This is a genomic window from Bacteroides sp. AM54-2NS (assembly GCF_003602935.1).
GTDB classification, from domain to species: Bacteria; Bacteroidota; Bacteroidia; order Bacteroidales; family Bacteroidaceae; genus Bacteroides; species Bacteroides xylanisolvens.
Genome location: NZ_QTMZ01000036.1, coordinates 1 through 22,537, shown reverse-complemented (window position 1 = coordinate 22,537; position 22,537 = coordinate 1). Strand labels below are relative to the sequence as shown.

Sequence of the window (22,537 nt, the reverse complement as noted above, 5' to 3'; positions counted from 1 at the left end):
TAAAATAAAAGTCTGGCACATTGATTTGTGTCAGACTTCATTTTATTCACCCAATAATGAGTGATATATTTTTCGTAGATTATAAAAGATCCAATGCTTTAAATGCTTTAACTAGCTTTTCTACAGCACGGTCTATTTGATCTTTTGTATGAGTAGCCATTAATGCTACGCGCACCAAAGTATCTTGCGGTGCACATGCCGGCGGAATAACCGGATTGATGAATACACCTTCATCAAAAGCTAATTTGGTAACCATAAACGTTTTTTCCGTGTCACGTACGTAAAGAGGATGATAGGTGATTCTGTTGCACCGATTTCAAAGCCAGCTTCACGGAAACGTTTCAATGCATAGTTGGTAGCTTCCCACAATGCTTCAAGTCTTTCCGGTTCATTTTGGATGATGTGGAGAGCTTCGAGAGCAGATGCAGTAGCAGCCGGAGTGTTGGATGCACTGAAAATATAAGTACGTGCGTTGTGACGTAACCAGTTGATGATAGAAGAATCAGCAGCGATAAATCCGCCGATAGAAGCCAGTGACTTGCTGAAAGTACCCATAATCAAATCAACCTCGTGAGTCAGACCGAAATGGTCGCAGACGCCACGTCCTTGTTTTCCGAATACGCCCAAGCCGTGAGCTTCGTCTACCATGATAGTAGCGTTGTATTTATGTTTCAAGCGTACGATTTCGGGCAAGTTTGCCAAGTCACCTTCCATAGAGAACACACCGTCCACTATGATTAGTTTCACTGAATCCGGATTGCACTTTTGAAGTTGCTTTTCCAGATCCGCCATATCGTTATGTTTATATTTTAATTGTTGAGAGAAGGAGAGACGACGGCCATCTACGATAGATGCGTGGTCGCGGTCATCGCAAATGATATAATCATTGCGGTCTGTCAAAGCAGGAATAACTCCGGAATTCACCGTAAAACCGGTTGAGAAGCAGAGCGCTTCATCTTTGCCTACAAAGGCAGCCAGTTCTTTTTCCAACTGAACGTGCAGGTCAAGCGTACCATTCAAGAAGCGCGAGCCTGCGCAACCGGAACCATATTTATGCATGGCGTTGATACCAGCTCAATCACTCTTTCATCTCCCGTAAGGCCAGTGTATGCATTGGAACCGAACATCAACACTTCGTGTCCGCCCATTTCTACCTCTGTACCCTGCTTTCCTTCTATCTCACGGAAATATGGGTAAACGCCCTGTGCCATAAACTTTTGTGGCAGGTCGTACTTAGCTAACTTCTCTTGTAATAATCCCATGAATTATAATTTTTATACTCATACTCAGATCGTTCGCTGACGATCTTACATCCTTTTATCTTAACAAGTGTTTAAAAACAGGGGGCAAAGATAACAAAATTTGCTTTTATCTGTTCTTTTTAAGAGAAAAAAGTTGCTCTCGTATGATTAGAAACCTCTAATAGATTAAAATTTAAGATATTTATATTACTTTTGTCGTCTACAATCGACAAGAATAGCATGAACGAAAGAATGAAAAAAATAAAATTCGTCGTCAATCCTATTTCGGGAACACAAAGTAAAGAATTGATTCTTAACTTGCTGGACGAAAAAATAGACAAGGCGAGATACTCTTGGGAAGTAGTGTATACGGAAAGAGCCGGTCATGCAGTAGAAATAGCTGCCAAAGCTGCCGAAGAGAAAACAGATATAGTAGTGGCTATCGGTGGGGATGGAACGATCAATGAAATAGCTCGTTCGTTGGTGCATACTGATACCGCAATGGGAATTATTCCCTGCGGATCGGGCAATGGACTGGCGAGGCATCTGCATATACCGATGGAACCGAAGAGAGCATTGGAAGTGCTGAACGAAGGTTGCATGGACGTGATAGATTATGGTAAGATCAACGGTACAGATTTTTTCTGTACTTGCGGAGTGGGATTCGACGCGTTTGTCAGTCTGAAGTTTGCGCATGCCGGTAAACGGGGGCTATTGACTTATCTGGAGAAAACCTTGCAGGAAAGTCTTAAATATGAGCCGGAAACGTACGAACTGGAAACGGAAAACGGAGTCTCCAAGTATAAAGCCTTCCTGATTGCCTGCGGAAACGCGTCGCAATATGGAAACAATGCTTATATCGCACCACAAGCCACTCTGACAGATGGTTTGCTGGATGTGACCATTCTCGAACCGTTCACCGTATTGGACGTTCCTTCATTGGCCTTTCAATTATTCAATAAAACAATCGATCAGAATAGCCGTATCAAGACTTTCCGCTGCAAACAGTTGTGCATCCGCCGGACTACTCCGGGCGTCGTGCATTTTGATGGTGACCCCATGGAAACGGATGCCAATGTAAATATTCAACTGATTCAAAGAGGATTGCGCGTGGTAGTGCCACGAGCATCGGAAAAGGACGCAGCCAATGTGCTCCAAAGAGCGCAGGAATATATGAATGGTATCAAATTGATGAATGAAGCCATCGTCGACAATATAACAGATAGAAACAAGAAAATATTGAAAAAGCTGACAAAGAAAGTCTGATAAAATAACGGATTACTGACACCGAATTACAAATTATTGCGTACTTTTGCGCAGTTTTGGTTCGATCAAAATAAAAACGCGAGTGATAATCGTTTAAATAAAAAATATATGTTTAGAACGCACACATGTGGAGAACTTAGAATCTCTGATGTAAACAAGCAAGTCACGCTGTCCGGATGGGTACAGCGCAGCCGTAAGATGGGAGGGATGACTTTCATTGACCTTCGCGACCGTTACGGAATTACCCAATTGGTTTTTAATGAAGAAATTAATGCTGAACTCTGTGAACGTGCTAATAAATTGGGACGTGAGTTCGTCATTCAAGTGACAGGAACGGTTAATGAACGTTTCAGCAAGAATGCAAACATTCCTACCGGAGACATTGAAATCATTGTTTCCGAACTGAACGTACTAAATACTGCCATGACTCCTCCGTTCACTATCGAAGATAACACGGATGGGGGGGATGATATCCGCATGAAATACCGTTATCTGGATTTACGCCGTAACGCTGTACGTTCCAATTTGGAACTGCGTCATAAAATGACAATTGAAGTTCGCAAATATCTGGATAGTCTGGGTTTCATCGAAGTGGAAACGCCCGTTTTGATCGGTTCTACTCCTGAAGGCGCACGCGACTTCGTGGTGCCGTCACGTATGAATCCGGGACAGTTCTACGCACTTCCGCAGTCTCCGCAGACCTTAAAACAGTTGTTGATGGTTTCCGGTTTCGACCGTTATTTCCAGATTGCGAAATGTTTCCGCGACGAGGACTTACGTGCCGATCGTCAGCCGGAATTTACACAGATCGACTGTGAAATGAGCTTCGTTGAGCAAGAAGATATTATCACTACTTTCGAAGGAATGGCTAAACATTTGTTTAAGACTCTTCGTGGTGTGGAACTGAATGAACCATTCCAACGTATGTCTTGGGCGGACGCCATGAAATATTATGGTAGCGATAAACCGGATTTGCGTTTCGGCATGAAATTCGTGGAACTGATGGATATCATGAAAGGTCACGGATTCTCTGTATTCGATAATGCGGCTTATGTGGGTGGTATCTGTGCCGAAGGTGCTGCGACTTATACCCGCAAGCAGCTGGATGCATTGACCGAATTTGTAAAGAAACCGCAGATTGGTGCGAAAGGAATGGTTTATGCCCGTGTGGAAGCCGACGGAACGGTGAAATCGAGTGTAGATAAATTCTATGCGCAGGAGGTGCTCCAGCAAATGAAAGAAGCATTCGGAGCTAAACCGGGTGATTTGATTCTGATTCTGTCTGGCGACGATGTAATGAAAACACGTAAACAACTTTGCGAGCTTCGTCTGGAAATGGGTGCTCAACTGGGATTGCGTGATAAGAATAAGTTTGTTTGCCTTTGGGTGATTGACTTCCCGATGTTCGAATGGAGCGAAGAGGAAGGACGCCTGATGGCTATGCATCATCCGTTTACTCATCCGAAAGAGGAAGATATTCCGATGTTGGACACTGACCCGGCAGCTGTACGTGCAGATGCATACGATATGGTAATCAACGGTGTGGAAGTTGGCGGCGGATCTATCCGTATCCACGATGCGAAATTGCAGGCGAAGATGTTCGAGATTCTTGGATTCACTCCGGAGAAGGCAGAGGCACAGTTTGGCTTCCTGATGAATGCCTTTAAGTATGGTGCGCCTCCTCACGGTGGTTTGGCATACGGACTCGACCGTTGGGTGTCTTTGTTTGCAGGATTGGATTCTATACGCGACTGTATTGCGTTCCCGAAAAATAATTCCGGACGTGATGTAATGCTGGACGCACCCTCTGCAATCGACCAGAGCCAGCTTGATGAACTGAATTTGATCGTAGATTTGAAAGAGGGCGAGTGAAAGAATCTGTACGCATATTCCGTTTTATAGTCATCGGTACAATGAACGCTTTGATTATGGCGTTGGTTGTATGGTTAATGATGAAAGAAATGTCATTTGACGGCGACTATATGGTGGCTAATATAACAGCGTATCTGATAGCTCAAATCCATAACTTTATCTGGTGCAAATACTGGATATTCCCTGTAGAAAATAAAAAGAATAGTATCTGGAAACAGATACTGCTCTTTTGTTCTGCTTTTGCCGTGGCTTACACCGCACAGTTTTTATTTCTTATCTTATTGGTAGAAGGACTGGACATGAATGAATATCTGGCTCAATTTCTGGGATTGTTTATTTATGGAGGAGCTAATTTCCTAGCCAACAAGAAAATAACTTTTCAATGAAATAGTTATTAAATATAATATATAGAAAGGGCACAGAGTTTTAAATTTAGATTTTGACTCTGTGCCCTTCTTATTTCCTTATTGTAGCAGAGACATTTCCCACATAATAAATATAATAGGGACTGTCTGACAAGTCCCTATTAATAATTTCACCCACGCTATAACTATCTGTAGCGTGGGTGATTTTCAATATTTAGAATTCGTTAGACAGCTCCTTTTTTGTTGTGATATTTATAAATATCCTCTCTTATGTCTTTGGGAGTGAACTTTATTGGGGAACTTCTGCATTGAACTTTAATCGAGAAAGCGTTTGGTAAGTCCTTCGTATTCGTCAATCCGGCGATCACGGAGGAAAGGCCACCAGCGGCGGACGTTTTCCGAGCGTTCCATATCTATTTCCACTACCATGTTTTCCGGATGATCGTTTCCGGCTTGTGCCAGGAATTCTCCTTGCGGTCCTGCTACGAAACTGTTTCCCCAAAATAGGATGCCGTTTGTCTGTCCGGAAGGATCGGGCTCGTGTCCTACACGGTTGACGGAGATAACAGGAAGACCATTGGCAACGGCATGGGCACGCTGCGAAATAATCCAGGCGTTGAGTTGGCGGGCTTTTTCGTCGTCCGTGTCACTGCTTTCCCAGCCAATGGCAGTAGGATAAATTAAAAGTTCCGCACCTTTCAGTGCCATCAGGCGGGCAGCTTCCGGATACCATTGATCCCAGCATACCAGTACGCCCAGCTTTCCTAAAGAGGTTTGAATGGGTTCAAAACCGATGTCTCCGGGAGTGAAATAGAATTTTTCGTAGTAAGCCGGATCATCGGGAATATGCATTTTCCGGTATTTACCCGCAATGCTTCCGTCGCGGTCGAACACAACAGCGGTGTTATGATATAGTCCGGGGGCACGTTTCTCAAAAAGAGAGGTGACAAGGACTACTTTATTGGCGGCTGCCAACTCGGAATAAAAGCCTGTGGATGGTCCGGGAATGGGTTCAGCCAGATCAAACAGGTTGGTGTTTTCTGTTTGGCAGAAATAAAGTGAATTGTGTAACTCTTGAAGCACAATCAGTTGCGCACCGTGAGCAGCGCAAGCCTCGATACTCTTTGCGAGGTTCATCAGGTTGACCCGAATATCTGCGGTATTGGATTGTTGGATGATTCCGACTTTTATCTTTTTCATGATGAATAATTACTTGGTTGATTCATTCGTTATTTTATAACTCCCAATGGGTATTGCATGGTGACACAATGCAGGGAACCGTGTTGCTTAATCAGGCACGGCAGTCTATTCCGATTATTTGATAGTCTGGGAATGCTTGTTGTAACACTTCTCTTGCTTTTTGGTCATTTGCCGGCTGATGGTATGTCGGGTAGAGAATAACTTCGTTCATAATCAGGAAGTTGGCGTAAGTTGCGGGCAGGCGTTCGCCGTCTTCTTCGATCTTGTCCGCCATCGGTAAGGCTAACAGGCGATAGGGTTCTCCTGCTAAGGTGCAGAATGTTTTCAGTTGTTCCTCCATTGCGAGTAATGCTTCGTAGTGTTCGTCTTCTTTGTCGTCGCATTTTACGTAAGCAATGGTGTCGGTAGAACAGAAACGTACCAAAGTGTCGATGTGGCTGTCAGTGTCGTCGCCGGCAAGATAGCCGTGGTCTAACCAAAGAACCTTTTGCAGGTGGAAGGTTGATTTCAGGTATTCTTCTATCTCTACCTGGTTCAGTCGCCCGTTCCGCTGGGGAGACAGCAGACATTCGGAGGTAGTGAGCAGTGTGCCCATTCCGTCGCTTTCGATGGAGCCTCCTTCGAGAACGAAATCGAGGCGGTCTATATACTGGCCTTTCAAGGCTCCGGCTTCTACCGCTTGTTTGGTGATTTGATTATCCAGTTCGGAAGCAAATTTCAGTCCCCAGCCGTTGAATGTAAAGTCGAGCAGGGAAGGGGTGCCGGTGTCTATCATGGTGATGGCTCCGTGGTCGCGTGCCCATGTGTCATTGGTGGCACATTCCAGAAAGCGGACGTTGTTCATGTTGACGGTAGCGGCTATCTGTTTTTTCACTTCTTCCGGTTCGGGGGTGACAATCAATAGTAACTCTCGCTTCGCTATTTCCCTGGCTATGTTTATAAAACACTCTTGCACTTCTGCCAGCATGTATGCCCAGTCTGTACCGGCGTGTGGCCATGTCAACTGTATACCACTCTGCGTATGCCATTCGGCGGGCAAATGAGGGGCTCTCATTTCTACCTGCACGGTCATGTTTTTGCCGAAATTCAATTGCAAATCTTTCTCCGAGCCACTTGGGCTGGGAAGTCCAACCATGATTCCCATTAGACTATTATCTATTTGGTTATTTATAAAATCAGTTTATTGTCTGCGTCAGTCGTCAGTGTGCCTGTTACGCATCATTACGTATTATTATGAATTCGTTTCTTGCTTTGGCTTCCGGTCAAAGAACGGATTCTTAGAAGATGCACTTACAGGAATGGCCATTACCATCTTGCAGTCTTTCAGCCAGTTCAGGCGTTGTGCTGCCAGCCCGGCGGAGAACATCACACGTGTGTCTACACGCAAATCGGCTGCCATAGCACAGGCGGAACCTATGGCGATACCTACGTCTATGCTGTTCAATGCGCAGGGAACTCCTCCGGTACGTCCGTCGCAGGTGGTGAAGCCGCAATGACCGCAGTTTAAGCCTTGTGTCTGCTCGCGTGTTCCTATCAATACAACACATTCGGCACTTAAGATGTTGTCGGCATCACGAAGGAAAAATTTCATTCCGTGTTCTTCTACCATAGCTATCATAGTGTCCGATAGTTGTTTAATCTCTTCATCCGTGATTAGGGCCACTTCGATAATATCGATTCCTTTTCCTTTCGGAGCAGTACGCGCAGCCGTCATCATCTGGCGGGCTACTTGTAATACATGCTCATGACGGGCATCTCTTTCGTTCAGTATCATAACTTTTCTTGAATTAATTAGTGAGGCAAAGATAACGTTTTTCAAGAAAATAGTACCTTTGCCGGAGAGAAAGAATTAAAAACGCTATGCTACATATTAATAACGCCTGTATTGCTTTTGGTACGGAAGTGCTTTTCTCCGGTTTTAATATGAAACTGGAAAGGGGAGAGACAGCCTGTATCGTAGGGCAATCCGGTTGTGGAAAACTTCGTTGCTGAATGCGGTGATGGGGTTTGTACCTTTGAAAGAAGGATCTGTGCGGGTAGGGGAAACATTGCTTGATAGATCAACCATCGATAGTGTCCGTAGGCAGATTGCATGGATTCCCCAGGAATTGGCATTGCCTTTCGAATGGGTGAAAGAGATGGTAGCTCTCCCGTTCGGACTGAAAGTGAACCGTTCTGTCCCTTTTTCGGAAGAAAGGCTTTTTGCCTGTTTTGATGAATTGGGACTGGAACATGAATTATATACCAAGAGAGTGAATGAAGTGTCGGGCGGTCAGCGTCAACGCATCATGCTTGCTGTAGCCGCTATGCTCAATAAACCTCTGATTATTATAGACGAACCTACTTCTGCTTTGGATGCCGATTCGACCGGTAGGGTCTTGTCTTTCTTCCGGCGACAGGCGGAAAGGGGAACAGCAGTGCTGGCCGTATCGCATGATAAGGATTTTGCTTCGGGTTGTCATTATTTAATAGAATTGTAACGATTGGAGAGAACGCTAACACGAATCGGATAGAATTGTTAAGAATACACTGTGGGAACGATTGATATATCATATTATAATCTTTTTATAGGCTTGCTTCTGCTTGCCATCCCGTTCTTTTATCTTTGGAAGTTTAAAACGGGACTACTGAAACCTGCCCTGATTGGTACAGTACGGATGATTATCCAACTGTTCTTTATCGGCATGTATCTGAAATATCTCTTTTTATGGAACAATCCCTGGATTAACTTCCTTTGGGTGATAATTATGATATTCGTAGCCGGACAGACAGCACTGGTGCGTACCCAGTTGAAACATCGTATCTTATTAATCCCTATTACGGTAGGATTTCTTTGTAGTGTTGTACTGGTAGGCTTGTACTTTATCGGTATTGTTCTTCAATTGGACAATATATTTAGCGCCCAATACTTTATTCCGATATTCGGTATCCTGATGGGTAATATGCTTTCGAGCAATGTGATAGCTTTGAATACGTATTATAGCGGATTAAAACGTGAGCAACAGTTGTACCGTTATTTACTGGGGAACGGAGCAACAAGGCAGGAAGCGCAGGCTCCATTTATCCGACAGGCCATTATTAAATCCTTCAGTCCGCTGATTGCGAACATTTCCGTGATGGGATTGGTTGCTCTTCCCGGCACAATGATCGGACAAATTCTGGGAGGAAGCAGTCCGAATGTTGCCATCAAGTATCAGATGATGATTATGGTGATTACTTTTACGGCATCTATGCTGTCGCTGATGATTACTATTTCATTGGCTTCACGCCGATCTTTTGACGCATATGGGAAATTATTAGAGGTAACCAAAGAACCCCGAAAATGACAATTACCGATCAGATATTCCGTAAAGTGGCTGAAACTTCTATTCCGCATTTTTTTATAACAGTGGAGTTTTCGGCATCCGGCACTGAAATGCCGGAACATATCGAATCGTTCCTGCGGGAAAAGCACAAAGCAATTCTTCGTGGAGCCAGCGGGCGTAAATTTATCTATAAAGAAGGAGAGTGGCGGCTTATTTTCACTTTCTTTCCTACCGACAGGGTGGTAGACGAGCGGTATGCGCTGAAAAACAAAGTACAGATGAAAAGCGAAAGATAGACGCTAAGACAACGGGTTATCTTTGCTTTTAGCTCCGGTTGTGAGCACATTGATTACTTGCCTTTCAACATTCCCCATAAGCAGCGAAGCTGCACGAATTGTTCTCCGGGTTGCACATACCCGCCTTCAAACATCTTTTCCGACACTTTAAATTTGGAAAGATGATGGCGTATGTACGTCTCTACAGCCGGGGATTGTTTTTTGACGAATGACATCAAATCGACCTTTCCATCTTCACGAATGAGAACATGGGCTTTGATGGTACGAAAGCCGTACTCTTTGCAGTGTTTGGTTTCTGCTTTATCAATCCAGAAGATAGCAGTAGCTTTGACCGTATCTGCCGTGCAATCTTCGGCATTGTCAATTTCTGTAGACTCGGTTACAGCCGTTTCCGTATTATCACTCTTTTTGAGTTGACAGAAGGTCGTCACAACTATCAGCAACAGTAGAGTCAGAATTGTTTTCATCGTATTTATTATTTAGTGGAAGTAAAAATACAGATTTTCAATAAATAACGGAAGTTTTACGCAGAATTTTATAATTAGTTTTTATTCCGGCATTGATTTTTATCCATATTTGTCCGATGAAAACAGGCAAAAGGCAAAAAGAATATACACTCTCTTTGCCTTTTGCCTATTGATAAAACTGAAAAATGAAATCAATTGTTTAATCTGAAACTGATGTAGATATAGTTAGGGTTTAGCGGAAGTCTTTCAGTTCTTCCTGTAATTTCTGGCGCGTGAAGAAGATACGGCTCTTTACAGTGCCCAACGGAAGATTCAGTTTTTCTGCAATTTCGCGGTATTTGAATCCGGAAACGTGCATGGCGAACGGAATTCTGTATTCTTTCGGAAGAGCATTGACTACGCGGTGCATCTCTTTCAGGTCGTATGTCTTTTCCGTACTTTCAAACCCTGCGTCTTGCGGTAAATTAAGATGGTAGAGATTGTCTGTATGGTCAATAAATGTCTGGTCACGAACTACCTTGCGATAGTTATTGATAAAGATATTGCGCATGATGGTATACATCCATCCTTTGAAATTTGTATCAGGTGTATATTTTTCTTCGTTATCTAATGCTTTTAATGAGGTTTCCTGCAGCAAATCGTTCGCTTCTTCGCGGTCTGTTGTCAGTTTGTATGCGAAACGTAGTAGTTCTTCCTGAACGCCTACCAAGTCTTTTCTGAAGCTTAAACTTTTCATATGTGTTGTTTTTAAAATGTGAGTATTCGTTGTTAAAATTTTGATGTTGCAAGTTTAAGGTATTTTGTCGATCCCGCTGGGGGAGAATCCGACGGAATTTAGGGGAATTTCTATCATCGGATAGTTTTTAGGTCTTATTTGATAGTTTTCGGGTGGTATTTGATATCTTTTTACGGTGGTCTCAAGAAAACGGATAACGATAAATTCTCTAAAAAACGACCGTTTAGTATGATTATTCCTTTTTTATTTATTATATTTGCAACCAAATTTTCTACCAAATAATGAAAATTAAGCAAATAGTAAGCGCCCTTGAACGATTCGCGCCTCTGCCATTGCAAGACGGCTTTGATAATGCCGGCCTGCAAATCGGATTGACAGAAGCGGAAGCAACAGGGGCTTTGTTGTGTCTTGACGTTACTGAAGCCGTGTTGGATGAAGCGATCGCGTTGGGTTACAATCTCATTATATCTCATCATCCGCTGATTTTTAAAGGGTCTAAATCCATTACGGGCAAGGATTATGTGGAACGCTGTATATTGAAAGCAATAAAGAATGATATTGTGATCTATTCGGCGCATACCAATCTGGATAATGCACAAGGTGGAGTCAATTATAAGATAGCCGAAAAAATCGGATTGAAGAATTTGAAAGTGCTTGAGCCGAAAGAGAATAACTTGGTTAAGTTGGTGACGTTTGTCCCTTACGCACAAGCTGACGCGGTACGCGAAGCACTGTTTGCTGCCGGATGCGGAAATATAGGCGACTATGATTCATGCAGTTATAATCTGAAAGGAGAGGGAACTTTCCGGGCAAAAGAGGGAACGCATCCTTTCTGTGGAATAATTGGAGAACTGCACCACGAAGAGGAGGTGAGGATTGAAACGATTCTTCCTTCCTTTAAAAAGGCGGAAACCATCAAGGCTTTATTGGCTGCCCATCCATATGAGGAACCGGCATTCGACATTTATCCGTTATTGAACGACTGGCTGCAGGCGGGATCGGGAATTGTCGGTGAATTGGATGAATCGGAGACAGAGCTCGAATTTTTGAAACGCATCAAAAAGACATTCGAAGTGGGATGTTTGCGTCACAACAAGCTGAAGGGAAGAGAGATACAGAGAGTGGCATTGTGCGGCGGTGCAGGTGCATTTTTGCTTCCACAGGCAATCCGGTCGGGAGCGGATGTTTTTATTACCGGCGAAATTAAATATCATGATTATTTCGGTCATGAAGAAGATATTCTGATGGCAGAGATTGGTCATTACGAAAGCGAACAATATACAAAAGAAATTTTTTATTCCATAATCCGGGATTTATTTCCTAATTTTGCACTCCAATTGAGTAAAATAAATACGAATCCCATAAAATATTTATAAGTAAAATGGCTAGAGAAGCAAAAAAAGATCCGAATGAGTTGACGGTAGAACAGAAACTGAAGACACTGTTCCAACTGCAAACGATGTTGTCTAAGATTGATGAAATCAAGACATTGAGAGGTGAACTTCCGTTGGAAGTGCAAGACCTTGAAGATGAAATTGCCGGTTTGAGTACCCGTATCGACAAGATCAAAGCTGAAGTGGATGAACTGAAATCTGCTATTGCCGGCAAGAGAGTAGAAATTGAAACAGCAAAGGCTTCAGTAGAAAAATATAAGTCACAACAAGACAATGTTCGCAACAACCGTGAATATGACTTCTTGACGAAGGAAATCGAATTCCAGACATTGGAGATCGAACTTTGCGAAAAGAGAATCAAAGAATATTCTGCTGATAAAGAAGAAAAAGAGGCTGAAGTGACCAAGAACGATCAGATTCTTAACGAAAGAATGAAAGACCTGGAGCAGAAAAAGAGCGAACTGGATGAAATTATCTCTGAAACCAAACAGGAAGAAGAGAAATTGAGAGACAAAGCTAAAGACTTGGAAACTAAGATTGAACCACGTCTGTTGCAGTCTTTCAAACGTATCCGAAAGAACTCTCGTAACGGATTGGGTATTGTGTATGTACAACGTGACGCATGTGGTGGTTGCTTTAACAAGATTCCGCCCCAGAGACAGCTGGATATCCGCTCTCGTAAGAAAGTAATCGTTTGCGAATACTGCGGACGTATTATGATTGACCCGGAATTGGCTGGTGTACAAATCGAACACAAGGTGGAAGAAGCTCCGGCAACTACTACCAAAAGAGCTATCAGAAGAAAAACTGCTGAATAAAGAAAGCAGTGAAGTAGTAAGTAAAGTTACTATTTTGAGATATAAAGTAAGCCCTGCAGCAATGCGGGGCTTTTTTGTTTTAGTGAGTGCCCGTATAAAGGGAAATCGAATACTTCAAAATAATATTGCGTCGCGTGGGAGTTTTACTCCAATTTTACTCCGGTAAACAAACTTACCCTTTAGTTGTTATCTTTTCATTTCATAAAAACCTGAACTGATATGAGTATACGAGTGTGGGGCACATCGCTCCTTATGTTTCTTTCAACTGTAACTGCGGTTGGACAGACTGCAAACCGTTATTTGAAAGCTCCGCTCCCTAACGATTGGGAAGAGAGCGGGGAAGTGTTTCAACAGATACTTCCGGTGGATGACCATTGGTGGAAGTCATTCCAAGACGCCAAACTGGACTCTTTGATAGCTCTGGCAGTAGATCGTAATTATTCCGTTGCGATGGCAATCAACCGTATAGCCGCTGCCCGTGCCAATCTTTGGATAGAACGTAGTAATTTCTTTCCTTCCATCGGACTGAATGCAGGGTGGACCCGTCAGGAAACAAGTGGAAATACCAGTTCGCTGCCTCAAACAACGGATCATTATTATGATGCTTCGCTAAGTATGAGTTGGGAGCTGGATATCTTTGGCAGTATCCGCAAGCGGGTAAAAGCACAGAAAGAGAATTTTGCCGCCAGTAAGGAAGAGTACACAGGTGTTATGGTTTCGTTGGCTGCGGAGGTAGCCTCGGCCTATATCAATCTAAGGGAATTGCAACAAGAACTTGAGGTGGTGAAGAAAAACAGTGCTTCGCAGGAGGAAGTTTTGAAAATCACGGAAGTACGCTATAATACCGGACTTGTTGCCAAGCTCGATGTGGCACAGGCTAAGTCTGTGTTGTATAATACGAAAGCCTCCATTCCTCAACTGGAAGCGGGTATCAATCAGTATATAACGACATTGGCCGTTTTATTGGGAATGTATCCGCAGGATATTCGTCCGGTTCTCGAATCCGGCGGAACACTGCCCGATTACATGGAACCGATCGGAGTGGGGCTACCTGTCGATTTGTTATTGAGACGGCCTGATGTACGAGGTGCGGAATTGAGCGTGAATGCACAAGCGGCATTGCTGGGAGCCTCAAAAGCGGATTGGTTGCCGAAAGTTTTCTTGAAAGGATCATTTGGGTATGCCGCCCGTGATTTGAAGGATCTCACCAAAAGTAAAAGTATGACTTATGAAATCGCTCCGTCATTGAGCTGGACTATTTTCAACGGAGGACAGTTGGTGAACGCAACCCAACTGGCAAAAGCGCAACTGGATGAAGCGATCAATCAGTTTAACCAGACGGTTTTGACTGCCGTACAGGAGACTGACAACGCTATGAATGGCTACCGGAATTCAATCAAACAGATTGTCGCCCTGCGGGAAGTGCGTAATCAAGGGATTGAGACATTGAAACTTTCACTGGAACTGTACAAGCAGGGGCTCTCGCCTTTCCAAAACGTACTCGATGCGCAACGTTCTCTGTTATCTTACGAGAATCAGCTGGTACAGGCACAAGGGAGTTCACTTTTGCAACTGATAGCCCTTTACAAGGCTTTGGGAGGCGGTTGGAGAGAATAAAAAAATCAATCAAAAAATATATAACCTAACAGATATGAAAAAACTGATGTATATCTTTCTTGCACTGCCTATATTGACAGGTTGCAAGGAGAAGAAAAGTACAGGAGCGATGGGAGGTATGCCCACTCCGGAAATTAGCGTGACCAAACCCATAGTGGAGGATATTACTTTGACGAAAGATTACCCGGGTTATCTGACAACTGAAAAAACGGTGAATCTTGTGGCCCGAGTGAACGGAACCTTGCAGTCTACCTCGTATGTCCCTGGCGGACGAGTGAAACAGGGACAACTGCTGTTTGTCATTGACCTACTTTGTATAAAGACAAGGTGGAGCAGGCAGAAGCAGAACTGAAAACCGCCCAGGCTCAACTGGAATATGCCCGTAATAATTATAGCCGTATGAAAGAGGCTGTAAAGAGTGATGCTGTCAGTCAGATACAGGTGCTTCAGGCTGAATCGTCTGTGGCAGAAGGGGTTGCAGCTGTCAGCAATGCGGAAGCTGCTTTGAGCACCGCCCGTACAAACTTGGGATATTGTTATGTTCGTGCGCCGTTTGATGGCACTATCAGTAAGGCGACGGTGGATGTAGGAAGTTATGTCGGCGGCTCGTTGCAGCCGGTTACATTGGCTACTATTTATAAGGATAATCAGATGTATGCTTACTTCAATGTAGCTGATAATCAATGGTTGACGATGGCTATGGATAACCAGCAATTACCTGCCAATCTTCCGCAGAAAATAATGGTTCAACTGGGAAAGGAGGGAACTGAAACTTATCCGGCTGCCCTCGACTATCTTTCACCCAATGTAGATTTGAATACAGGAACGCTGACGGTTCGTGCCAATTTTGATAATCCGAAAGGGATATTGAAGAGTGGGTTGTATGTAAGCATTACTTTACCTTATGGAGAAGCTAAAAATGCGGTGCTGGTGAAAGAAGGTTCTATCGGGACCGATCAGTTGGGCAAATATTTATATGTTGTAAATGATTCGAATATAGTTCATTACCGGCATATTGAAATAGGGCAGTTGGTCGACGGCACTTTACGGCAGATAGTGGGAGGACTTTCTCCGCAAGAACAGTATGTCACAGAGGCTTTGATGAAAGTCAGAGACGGAATGAAGATAAAGCCTCTTCCTGATTCTCTTCCTAAGAGAGAAAAGTAAAGTCTCTTTGCTAACTGATTGACTAACAACTGAAATCAATAAAGGTGATGTACTTAAAACCGATTAATTAACAAAAGTAACTTTCTTGCTCCTTCTCTTTGGGAGAAGGCTGTGGAGAGGCTGCTTTTAAACCTATATATTATGTTTTCTAAGTTTTTTATCAACCGACCGATATTTGCTACTGTCCTTGCCCTGCTTATTGTAGTAGCCGGTCTGGTCACACTCAATATATTGCCTGTGGCGCAATTTCCGGAGATCACGCCGCCAACAGTGCAGGTCTCTGCCGTTTATCCCGGGGCAAATGCTGAAACTGTTGCCCAAACAGTGGGTATTCCTATCGAACAGCAGGTGAATGGTGTAGATGGTATGCTTTATATGTCTTCCAATTCTTCCTCTTCGGGAGCGTATTCTCTGACCATTACATTCGCTGTCGGTACGGACATCGATATGGCAACTGTGCAGGTACAAAACAGGGTAAGTATCGCGCAGTCATCACTGCCGGAACCGGTAGTTGTGCAAGGAGTCACTGTGCAGAAACAGTCTTCAAACATTGTGATGTTCCTGACAATGACTTCGCAGGATTCTGTATACAATAGCCTGTATCTGACTAATTATGCCAAACTGAATTTAGTAGACCAGCTGACACGTGTGCCCGGAGTGGGTGCTGTGAATGTTATGGGAGCGGGGGACTATTCGATGCGCATCTGGCTCGATCCGGAGGCTATGCGTATACGGAATATTTCACCGCAACAGGTTTATCAGTCTATCCAGTCGCAGAATGTGGAAGTATCTGCCGGATATATCGGTCAACCTATCGGGCAGGATAATAATAATGCTTTTCAGTATACATTGAATGTCCAGGGACGATTGAAATCTCCAGAACAGTTCGGCGATATTATTATCCGCCGCGAACAGAACGGAGCGATGCTTCGCCTGAAGGATATTGCACGCATCGATTTGGGTTCTGCGTCATATAGCGTAGTGTCACGATTGAATGGAAAACCTACGGCTGCCATTGCTATTTACCAGCAACCGGGTTCCAATTCGCTGGATGTCTCCAAAGGAGTGAAGGCTAAAATGGAGGAATTGGCGGCAAGTTTTCCGAAAGGAGTTTCGTATAATGTCACTTTGGATACGACCGATGTGATCCATGCTTCTATTGATGAAGTGATGGTCACATTCTTTGAAACGACTTTGCTGGTGATTCTCGTTATTTTCCTGTTCTTGCAGAATTGGAGGGCTGTGATTATTCCTTGTATTACCATCCGGTATCGTTGATTGGTACATTTGCTGTGATGGCGGCATTTGGTTTCTCTATCAACACACTGACGTTGTTCGGGCTGATTCTGGCAGTTGCCATTGTGGTGGATGACGCGATAGTGGTGGTGGAGAATGCTTCGAGGTTACTGGAAACCGGGCAGTACTCCCCCCGCGAAGCGGTGACGAAAGCGATGGGAGAGATTACAGGTCCGATTGTCGGGGTAGTGCTTGTATTGCTGGCTGTGTTTATTCCAACGATGATGATTAGTGGAATTTCGGGGCAGTTGTATAAGCAGTTTGCATTGACTATTGCTGCTTCTACTGTGTTGAGCGGTTTTAATTCGTTGACATTGACTCCTGCGCTCTGTGCGTTGTTTCTTGAAAAGAGCAAACCTTCTAACTTCTTTATATACAAAGGTTTCAATAAGGCTTATGACAAGACACAAGGAGTGTATGACAAGATTGTCAAATGGTTACTTCAACGTCCCGGAATGGCTCTTGTTTCCTACGGTGCCTTGACTGTTATTGCTGTATTGCTCTTTATGCATTGGCCGTCTACTTTCATTCCGGACGAGGATGACGGATATTTTATTGCTGTTGTTCAACTTCCGCCTGCAGCCAGCCTTGAACGTACGCAGGCAGTGGGAGATAAGGTTAATGCAATTCTGGATTCTTATCCTGAAGTGAAGAATTATATTGGCATTTCCGGCTTCTCGATAATGGGTGGCGGCGAGCAGAGCAACTCGGCAACTTATTTTGTGGTACTGAAAAACTGGGATGAAAGGAAAGGGAAGGAGCATACGGCTGCTGCCGTAGTCAACCGTTTTAATGGTGAAGCGTATATGACTATTCAGGCTGCGGAAGTATTTGCGATGGTTCCTCCGGCTATTCCGGGACTGGGTGCTTCCGGCGGTTTGCAACTTCAGTTGGAAGACCGGCGTAACCTGGGACCGACGGAAATGCAACAAGCTATCAATGCGTTGCTTGCTTCTTATCATTCTAAGCCAGCTTTAGGATCTGTGTCCAGTCAGTATCAGGCAAATGTTCCGCAGTATTTCTTGAATATTGATCGTGATAAAGTGCAGTTTATGGGGATTGCCTTGAATGATGTTTTCTCTACATTGGGCTATTATATGGGAGCGGCTTATGTGAATGACTTTGTTGAATTCGGCCGTATCTATCAGGTAAAGATTGAGGCACGGGATCAGGCACAGCGCGTGATTGATGATGTCTTGAAACTAAGTGTGCCGAATGCGGCAGGAGAGATGGTACCTTTTTCTTCTTTCACCAAAGTGGAGGAACAGTTAGGACAGGATCAAATAAACCGTTATAATATGTACTCGACTGCTTCTCTGACTTGTAATGTTGCTCCGGGAAGTAGCACCGGGCAGGCCATACAGGAAGTGGAAGCATTATTTAAGGAACAGCTGGGAGATGAGTTTGGATATGAATGGACTTCTGTGGCTTATCAGGAAACACAGGCAGGAAATACAACTACCATTGTACTCGTGATGGCTCTAATTGTTGCTTTCCTGGTACTTGCTGCACAGTATGAGAGTTGGACCAGCCCGGTGGCAGCCGTTATCGGATTGCCGGTCGCATTATTGGGTGCTATGATTGGCTGTCTGATTATGGGAACTCCGGTCAGTATTTATACGCAAATCGGTATCATTCTGCTCATTGCGCTTTCGGCAAAGAATGGTATTTTGATTGTGGAATTTGCCCGTGATTTCCGTGCCGAAGGTAATTCGATTCGGGAAGCTGCTTTTGAAGCGGGACATGTCCGCTTGCGTCCGATCCTGATGACATCTTTTGCTTTTGTACTAGGAGTGATGCCGTTGTTGTTCGCCACCGGTGCAGGTGCACAAAGTCGTATAGCATTGGGGGCCGCTGTTGTGTTCGGTATGGCTATGAATACTTTATTGGCTACCATTTATATTCCTAATTTTTACGAATTGATGCAGAAATTGCAAGAGCGGTTCAGTAAAAAGAAAGCAGATGATGGTGACGGAAGAGATGCTGTAACGCAGAAGTAAAAAGCTGTTTGAAGACTGTCTGAAAGGGTAGTTGGTATAGTGACGCTATCTGTTCGGGATAGCGTCACCATAGTAGGCAAATAGCGTCACTATCCCCTCAGGATAGTGACGCTATTTTATTCTTGTCGGCAAGGCTGTTTTTTAAAGGCGAATACAGCAGATTATTTTATAAAGAATGGTAATCAGGAATATCCTGAAGGAACGTATAACTCTGATGTTCATAATCCATGCAGCAGCAATAATGTTGCATTCCGTTGCTGACAATCAGGTAATCTACTTTCAGTACCATATTATACCGGGTGATCTGGTCGAAAACGGCCTGTGTTATTTCAATGTGTGGTGCTTTATATTCTACAATCATCCGGGCTGATAAATCCCTCCGGTAAAGTACTGTATCGCATCGTTTGGTAGTACCGTTCAACTTCACCATTACTTCATTGGCAAGAAGGGTAGTCGGATATCCTTTGTGTGCAATAAGAAAGTGAACAAAGTGTTGCCGTACCCATTCTTCAGGGGTAAGGGCGACATATCGTTTACGAATAACGTCGAAAATTACATTTTTTCCGTTTCGTACGTTTATTTTAGTGTCGAATACTGGTAGGTTTAACGATAACATTTATTATTTTTGTAAGTTAAATAATGGTTCCCATTATTGGGAGCACAAATTTAATAGATAATTATGAAAACAAAAGAAGAAATCGTAGCTAATTGGCTGCCGCGTTACACAAAACGTAACCTGGAGGATTTTGGAGAGTATATTCTGTTGACTAACTTCAACAAGTACGTTGAGATTTTCGCAAATCAGTTTAATGTTCCTATTTTAGGAAGGGACGCAAATATGATTTCTGCTTCTGCCGAAGGTATCACAATGATTAACTTCGGTATGGGAAGTCCCAACGCTGCTATCATCATGGACTTGCTGGGTGCTATTCGCCCCAAAGCATGTTTATTCCTCGGAAAATGTGGTGGTATCGACAAGAAAAACCAGCTTGGTGACTTGATTCTTCCTATTGCGGCTATCCGTGGGGAGGGAACTTCCAATGATTATTTTCCTCCCGAGGTTCCTGCGTTGCCTGCATTTATGTTGCAGCGTGCCGTTTCTTCATCCATTCGTGACAAAGGCCGCGACTATTGGACCGGTACTGTATATACCACTAACCGTCGTATTTGGGAACATGATGATGCGTTCAAAGAATATCTGACAAAGACACGGGCTATGGCAGTCGATATGGAAACTGCAACTCTGTTTAGTTGTGGCTTTGCCAATCATATTCCTACCGGTGCGTTATTATTGGTATCCGATCAGCCAATGACTCCCGATGGAGTGAAAACGGATAAAAGCGATAATTTGGTGACCAGAAATTATGTAGAAGAGCATGTTGAAATTGGCATTGCTTCTCTGCGTATGATTATTGATGAAAAGAAAACTGTTAAACACTTGAAATTCGACTGGTAATCCGGTCTTTCTGAAAAAATATATATGGCAAAACAAGAATTGACCTGTGATGACATCCTCAAGGAATTGAGAGCAAAGCAGTATCGCCCTGTCTATTACCTGATGGGAGAAGAGTCGTATTATATCGACTTGATTGCAGATTACATAACGGATAATGTGTTGAGTGAAACGGAAAAAGAATTCAACCTGACTGTTGTGTATGGTGCTGACGTGGATGTGGCAACGATTATAAATGCCGCAAAGCGTTATCCCATGATGTCAGAACATCAAGTAGTAGTCGTTAAGGAAGCACAGGCCGTGCGTAATATGGAGGAGTTGTCATATTATCTTCAAAAGCCTTTACTTTCCACTATCTTAGTGATATGCCATAAGCATGGAACTTTGGATCGTAGAAAGAAGTTAGCTGCCGAGGTGGAAAAAACGGGTGTATTGTTTGAGTCTAAAAAAATCAAAGATGCGCAACTTCCCGGTTTTATCGCTTCATATATGAAACGAAAAGGGGTTGATATGGAACCGAAGGCAACTTCTATGCTTGCTGATTTTGTAGGCTCGGATTTAAGTCGTCTGACCGGAGAACTTGAAAAGCTGATTATCACTTTACCTGCCGGACAAAAACGTGTTACTCCTGAACAGATAGAAAAGAATATCGGCATAAGCAAAGACTATAATAACTTTGAATTGCGCAGTGCTTTAGTGGAAAAGGATATATTGAAAGCGAACAAAATAATAAAATATTTTGAGGAAAATCCGAAAACAAATCCAATCCAAATGACGCTGTCTCTATTATTTAGCTTTTACTCCAACTTGATGTTGACTTATTATGCGCCGGATAAATCAGAGCAAGGAATTGCAAACATGCTAGGATTAAGAACTCCATGGCAGGCTCGGGATTATATGGCGGCAATGAGAAAATATAGTGGAGTAAAGACGATGCAAATTATTGGAGAAATACGATATGCTGATGCAAAATCTAAAGGAGTCCAAAACAGTTCTATGACAGATGGAGATATTCTTCGCGAGCTGGTGTTTAAAATTTTGCATTAACTCGAATTAAGAATTACATATATCATCAGACATATACTTTTACCATAGATAGAAATGGGGAGTATATGTCTTTTTTTATATTCCCGCAATTATACTTATCTCAAAAAGGCCTCTCACTATTTTCTGTGATTATTTTTACAAATAAAATTAGTTATTTCATCGTTTTATAGAGTTACTGTTTGGCTAATCACACAAACAGTTTTTTTAATTTTATATTGCCCTATCTTTTCAGAAAATACATTTTCATTAAATCTAAAGCTTGAATTTTTTAACGAGAAAAGTTTACTGATCCTTGAGTTTTATCAAAAAAGCATTTTAGATTTTGATGCTACCATTTTATAGTGAGAATGGAGATTTTCTCTTTTTCTAAAGCTGCCCATTAATGTCATTTTGATAGTTCAGACTATATTGGATTGTTACAGCATGATTTTTTTCTAGTTTAATAGAAATATAGATTCACTTTATTGGGATTAAATTCTTGTATATCATTTATTTATGCGAAAAATAAGCCTTCTAGAATCGAAAAAAAATAAATATCTGGAGATTGGTACAGAAATATCGCAAGGATTTGCTTTTTAGAGAAAATTGTAAAGGATGATTAGACAAAAATAGTAATATACATTGGTAAAGTATGGGTTGATTCCTTCCTTTTATTGCTTTTGCAACTATCGATATTTACTTTTGTACATTTAGCATGTTACCAATGTGTAATACAGGAATGTGAATTCAATACAAATGTAATCCAAAAGGATTATTCACAATAGTGTATTTGTGCGTTTACAATATTAATATTATATATACAAATGTAGTTGTATGACAATTAACAAATAAGAAATGTCCGCTTATTTTGTTGTAATTCAGTATGATATGTATTATTACATCAATTTATACTAGTTAAAAGCTTCTTTTAGGTGGTGTTGTAATTCAGTATGATATGTATTATTACATCAATTTATACTAGTTAAAAGCTTCTTTTAGGTGGTGTGTATATTTGTGA

15 protein-coding genes and 5 pseudogenes are annotated in these 22,537 nt (G+C 42.7%); 13 read left to right on the top strand and 7 right to left on the bottom strand.

What is annotated here, in order from left to right; translation table 11 throughout:
* Positions 1-79: 79 nt before the first annotated feature.
* Positions 80-1,262: pseudogene (locus DXA05_RS18985) on the bottom strand (aminotransferase class I/II-fold pyridoxal phosphate-dependent enzyme).
* Between the two features lie 219 nt (positions 1,263-1,481).
* Here DXA05_RS18985 and DXA05_RS18980 point away from each other — a divergent pair.
* From DXA05_RS18980 to DXA05_RS18970, 3 genes are all read left to right on the top strand, one after another.
* A complete protein-coding gene (locus DXA05_RS18980) occupies positions 1,482-2,507 on the top strand; it encodes a diacylglycerol kinase family protein (protein ID WP_165861535.1) in 1,026 nt (341 codons plus the stop codon).
* A gap of 108 nt (positions 2,508-2,615) precedes the next feature.
* Positions 2,616-4,379: an aspartate--tRNA ligase gene (aspS, locus tag DXA05_RS18975; RefSeq protein ID WP_008022394.1), complete on the top strand. Its 1,764-nt coding sequence runs from the start codon at positions 2,616-2,618 to the stop codon at positions 4,377-4,379.
* Positions 4,376-4,765 (top strand): GtrA family protein, encoded by a 390-nt coding sequence (locus tag DXA05_RS18970; RefSeq protein WP_009041050.1) that lies wholly within the window; start codon positions 4,376-4,378, stop codon positions 4,763-4,765. Before aspS ends, DXA05_RS18970 begins: the two co-directional genes overlap by 4 nt.
* Positions 4,766-5,059: 294 nt before the next feature.
* On the opposite strand, the gene DXA05_RS18965 is transcribed toward DXA05_RS18970, so the two are convergent.
* The 3 genes and pseudogenes from DXA05_RS18965 to DXA05_RS18955 all read right to left on the bottom strand — a co-directional run bounded on the left by DXA05_RS18965 (position 5,060) and on the right by DXA05_RS18955 (position 7,718).
* Positions 5,060-5,944, bottom strand: a complete 885-nt coding sequence (locus DXA05_RS18965; RefSeq protein WP_015531126.1) for a carbon-nitrogen hydrolase — start codon at positions 5,942-5,944, stop codon at positions 5,060-5,062.
* 29 nt (positions 5,945-5,973) lie between these two features.
* A pseudogene (locus DXA05_RS18960) lies at positions 5,974-7,088 on the bottom strand (agmatine deiminase family protein).
* 87 nt (positions 7,089-7,175) lie between these two features.
* Positions 7,176-7,718 (bottom strand): DUF2148 domain-containing protein, encoded by a 543-nt coding sequence (locus DXA05_RS18955; RefSeq protein ID WP_118407558.1) that lies wholly within the window; start codon positions 7,716-7,718, stop codon positions 7,176-7,178.
* An 86-nt stretch (positions 7,719-7,804) separates the two neighbouring features.
* On the opposite strand from DXA05_RS18955, the pseudogene DXA05_RS18950 reads away from it, so the two are divergent.
* The 3 genes and pseudogenes from DXA05_RS18950 (at position 7,805) to DXA05_RS18940 (ending at position 9,545) form a co-directional block, all read left to right on the top strand.
* Positions 7,805-8,424: pseudogene (locus tag DXA05_RS18950) on the top strand (ATP-binding cassette domain-containing protein).
* Positions 8,425-8,475: 51 nt separating this feature from the next.
* Positions 8,476-9,270 carry an ABC transporter permease gene (locus tag DXA05_RS18945; RefSeq protein WP_004312875.1) on the top strand — a complete coding sequence of 265 codons (795 nt, stop codon included), beginning with the start codon at positions 8,476-8,478 and terminating at the stop codon, positions 9,268-9,270.
* The gene (locus DXA05_RS18940; protein ID WP_074704652.1) at positions 9,267-9,545 is read left to right on the top strand and encodes a hypothetical protein; all 279 of its coding nucleotides are present in this window, start codon (positions 9,267-9,269) and stop codon (positions 9,543-9,545) included. Before DXA05_RS18945 ends, DXA05_RS18940 begins: the two co-directional genes overlap by 4 nt.
* Positions 9,546-9,598: 53 nt before the next feature.
* Here the strand turns inward: DXA05_RS18940 and DXA05_RS18935 are convergent, their stop codons facing one another.
* Positions 9,599-10,012, bottom strand: a complete 414-nt coding sequence (locus tag DXA05_RS18935) for a DUF4891 domain-containing protein (protein WP_128859501.1) — start codon at positions 10,010-10,012, stop codon at positions 9,599-9,601.
* A gap of 232 nt (positions 10,013-10,244) precedes the next feature.
* On the bottom strand, positions 10,245-10,748 hold the full coding sequence (locus tag DXA05_RS18930) for an RNA polymerase sigma factor (protein WP_117685098.1): 504 nt from the start codon (positions 10,746-10,748) through the stop codon (positions 10,245-10,247).
* A 281-nt stretch (positions 10,749-11,029) separates the two neighbouring features.
* Between DXA05_RS18930 and DXA05_RS18925 the strand changes: the two genes are divergently transcribed.
* From DXA05_RS18925 to DXA05_RS18905, 5 genes and pseudogenes are all read left to right on the top strand, one after another.
* Positions 11,030-12,124, top strand: a complete 1,095-nt coding sequence (locus DXA05_RS18925) for a Nif3-like dinuclear metal center hexameric protein (protein WP_117685096.1) — start codon at positions 11,030-11,032, stop codon at positions 12,122-12,124.
* Positions 12,125-12,129: 5 nt separating this feature from the next.
* Positions 12,130-12,960, top strand: coding sequence for a C4-type zinc ribbon domain-containing protein (locus DXA05_RS18920; RefSeq protein ID WP_004312909.1), 831 nt, complete (start codon positions 12,130-12,132; stop codon positions 12,958-12,960).
* 219 nt (positions 12,961-13,179) lie between these two features.
* Positions 13,180-14,577: a TolC family protein gene (locus tag DXA05_RS18915; protein ID WP_117685094.1), complete on the top strand. Its 1,398-nt coding sequence runs from the start codon at positions 13,180-13,182 to the stop codon at positions 14,575-14,577.
* 34 nt (positions 14,578-14,611) lie between these two features.
* Positions 14,612-15,744: pseudogene (locus DXA05_RS18910) on the top strand (efflux RND transporter periplasmic adaptor subunit).
* Between the two features lie 141 nt (positions 15,745-15,885).
* Positions 15,886-19,040 (top strand): annotated as a pseudogene (locus tag DXA05_RS18905) (efflux RND transporter permease subunit).
* 166 nt (positions 19,041-19,206) lie between these two features.
* On the opposite strand, the gene DXA05_RS18900 reads toward DXA05_RS18905, so the two are convergent.
* Entirely contained in the window at positions 19,207-19,656 is a 450-nt protein-coding gene (locus DXA05_RS18900) for a type I restriction enzyme HsdR N-terminal domain-containing protein (protein ID WP_009041042.1), read from the bottom strand.
* A 63-nt stretch (positions 19,657-19,719) separates the two neighbouring features.
* Between DXA05_RS18900 and DXA05_RS18895 the strand changes: the two genes are divergently transcribed.
* On the top strand, positions 19,720-20,496 hold the full coding sequence (locus DXA05_RS18895; RefSeq protein ID WP_004312914.1) for an AMP nucleosidase: 777 nt from the start codon (positions 19,720-19,722) through the stop codon (positions 20,494-20,496).
* Positions 20,497-20,520: 24 nt separating this feature from the next.
* A complete protein-coding gene (gene holA / locus DXA05_RS18890; RefSeq protein ID WP_117685091.1) occupies positions 20,521-21,540 on the top strand; it encodes a DNA polymerase III subunit delta in 1,020 nt (339 codons plus the stop codon).
* Positions 21,541-22,537: the final 997 nt, after the last annotated feature.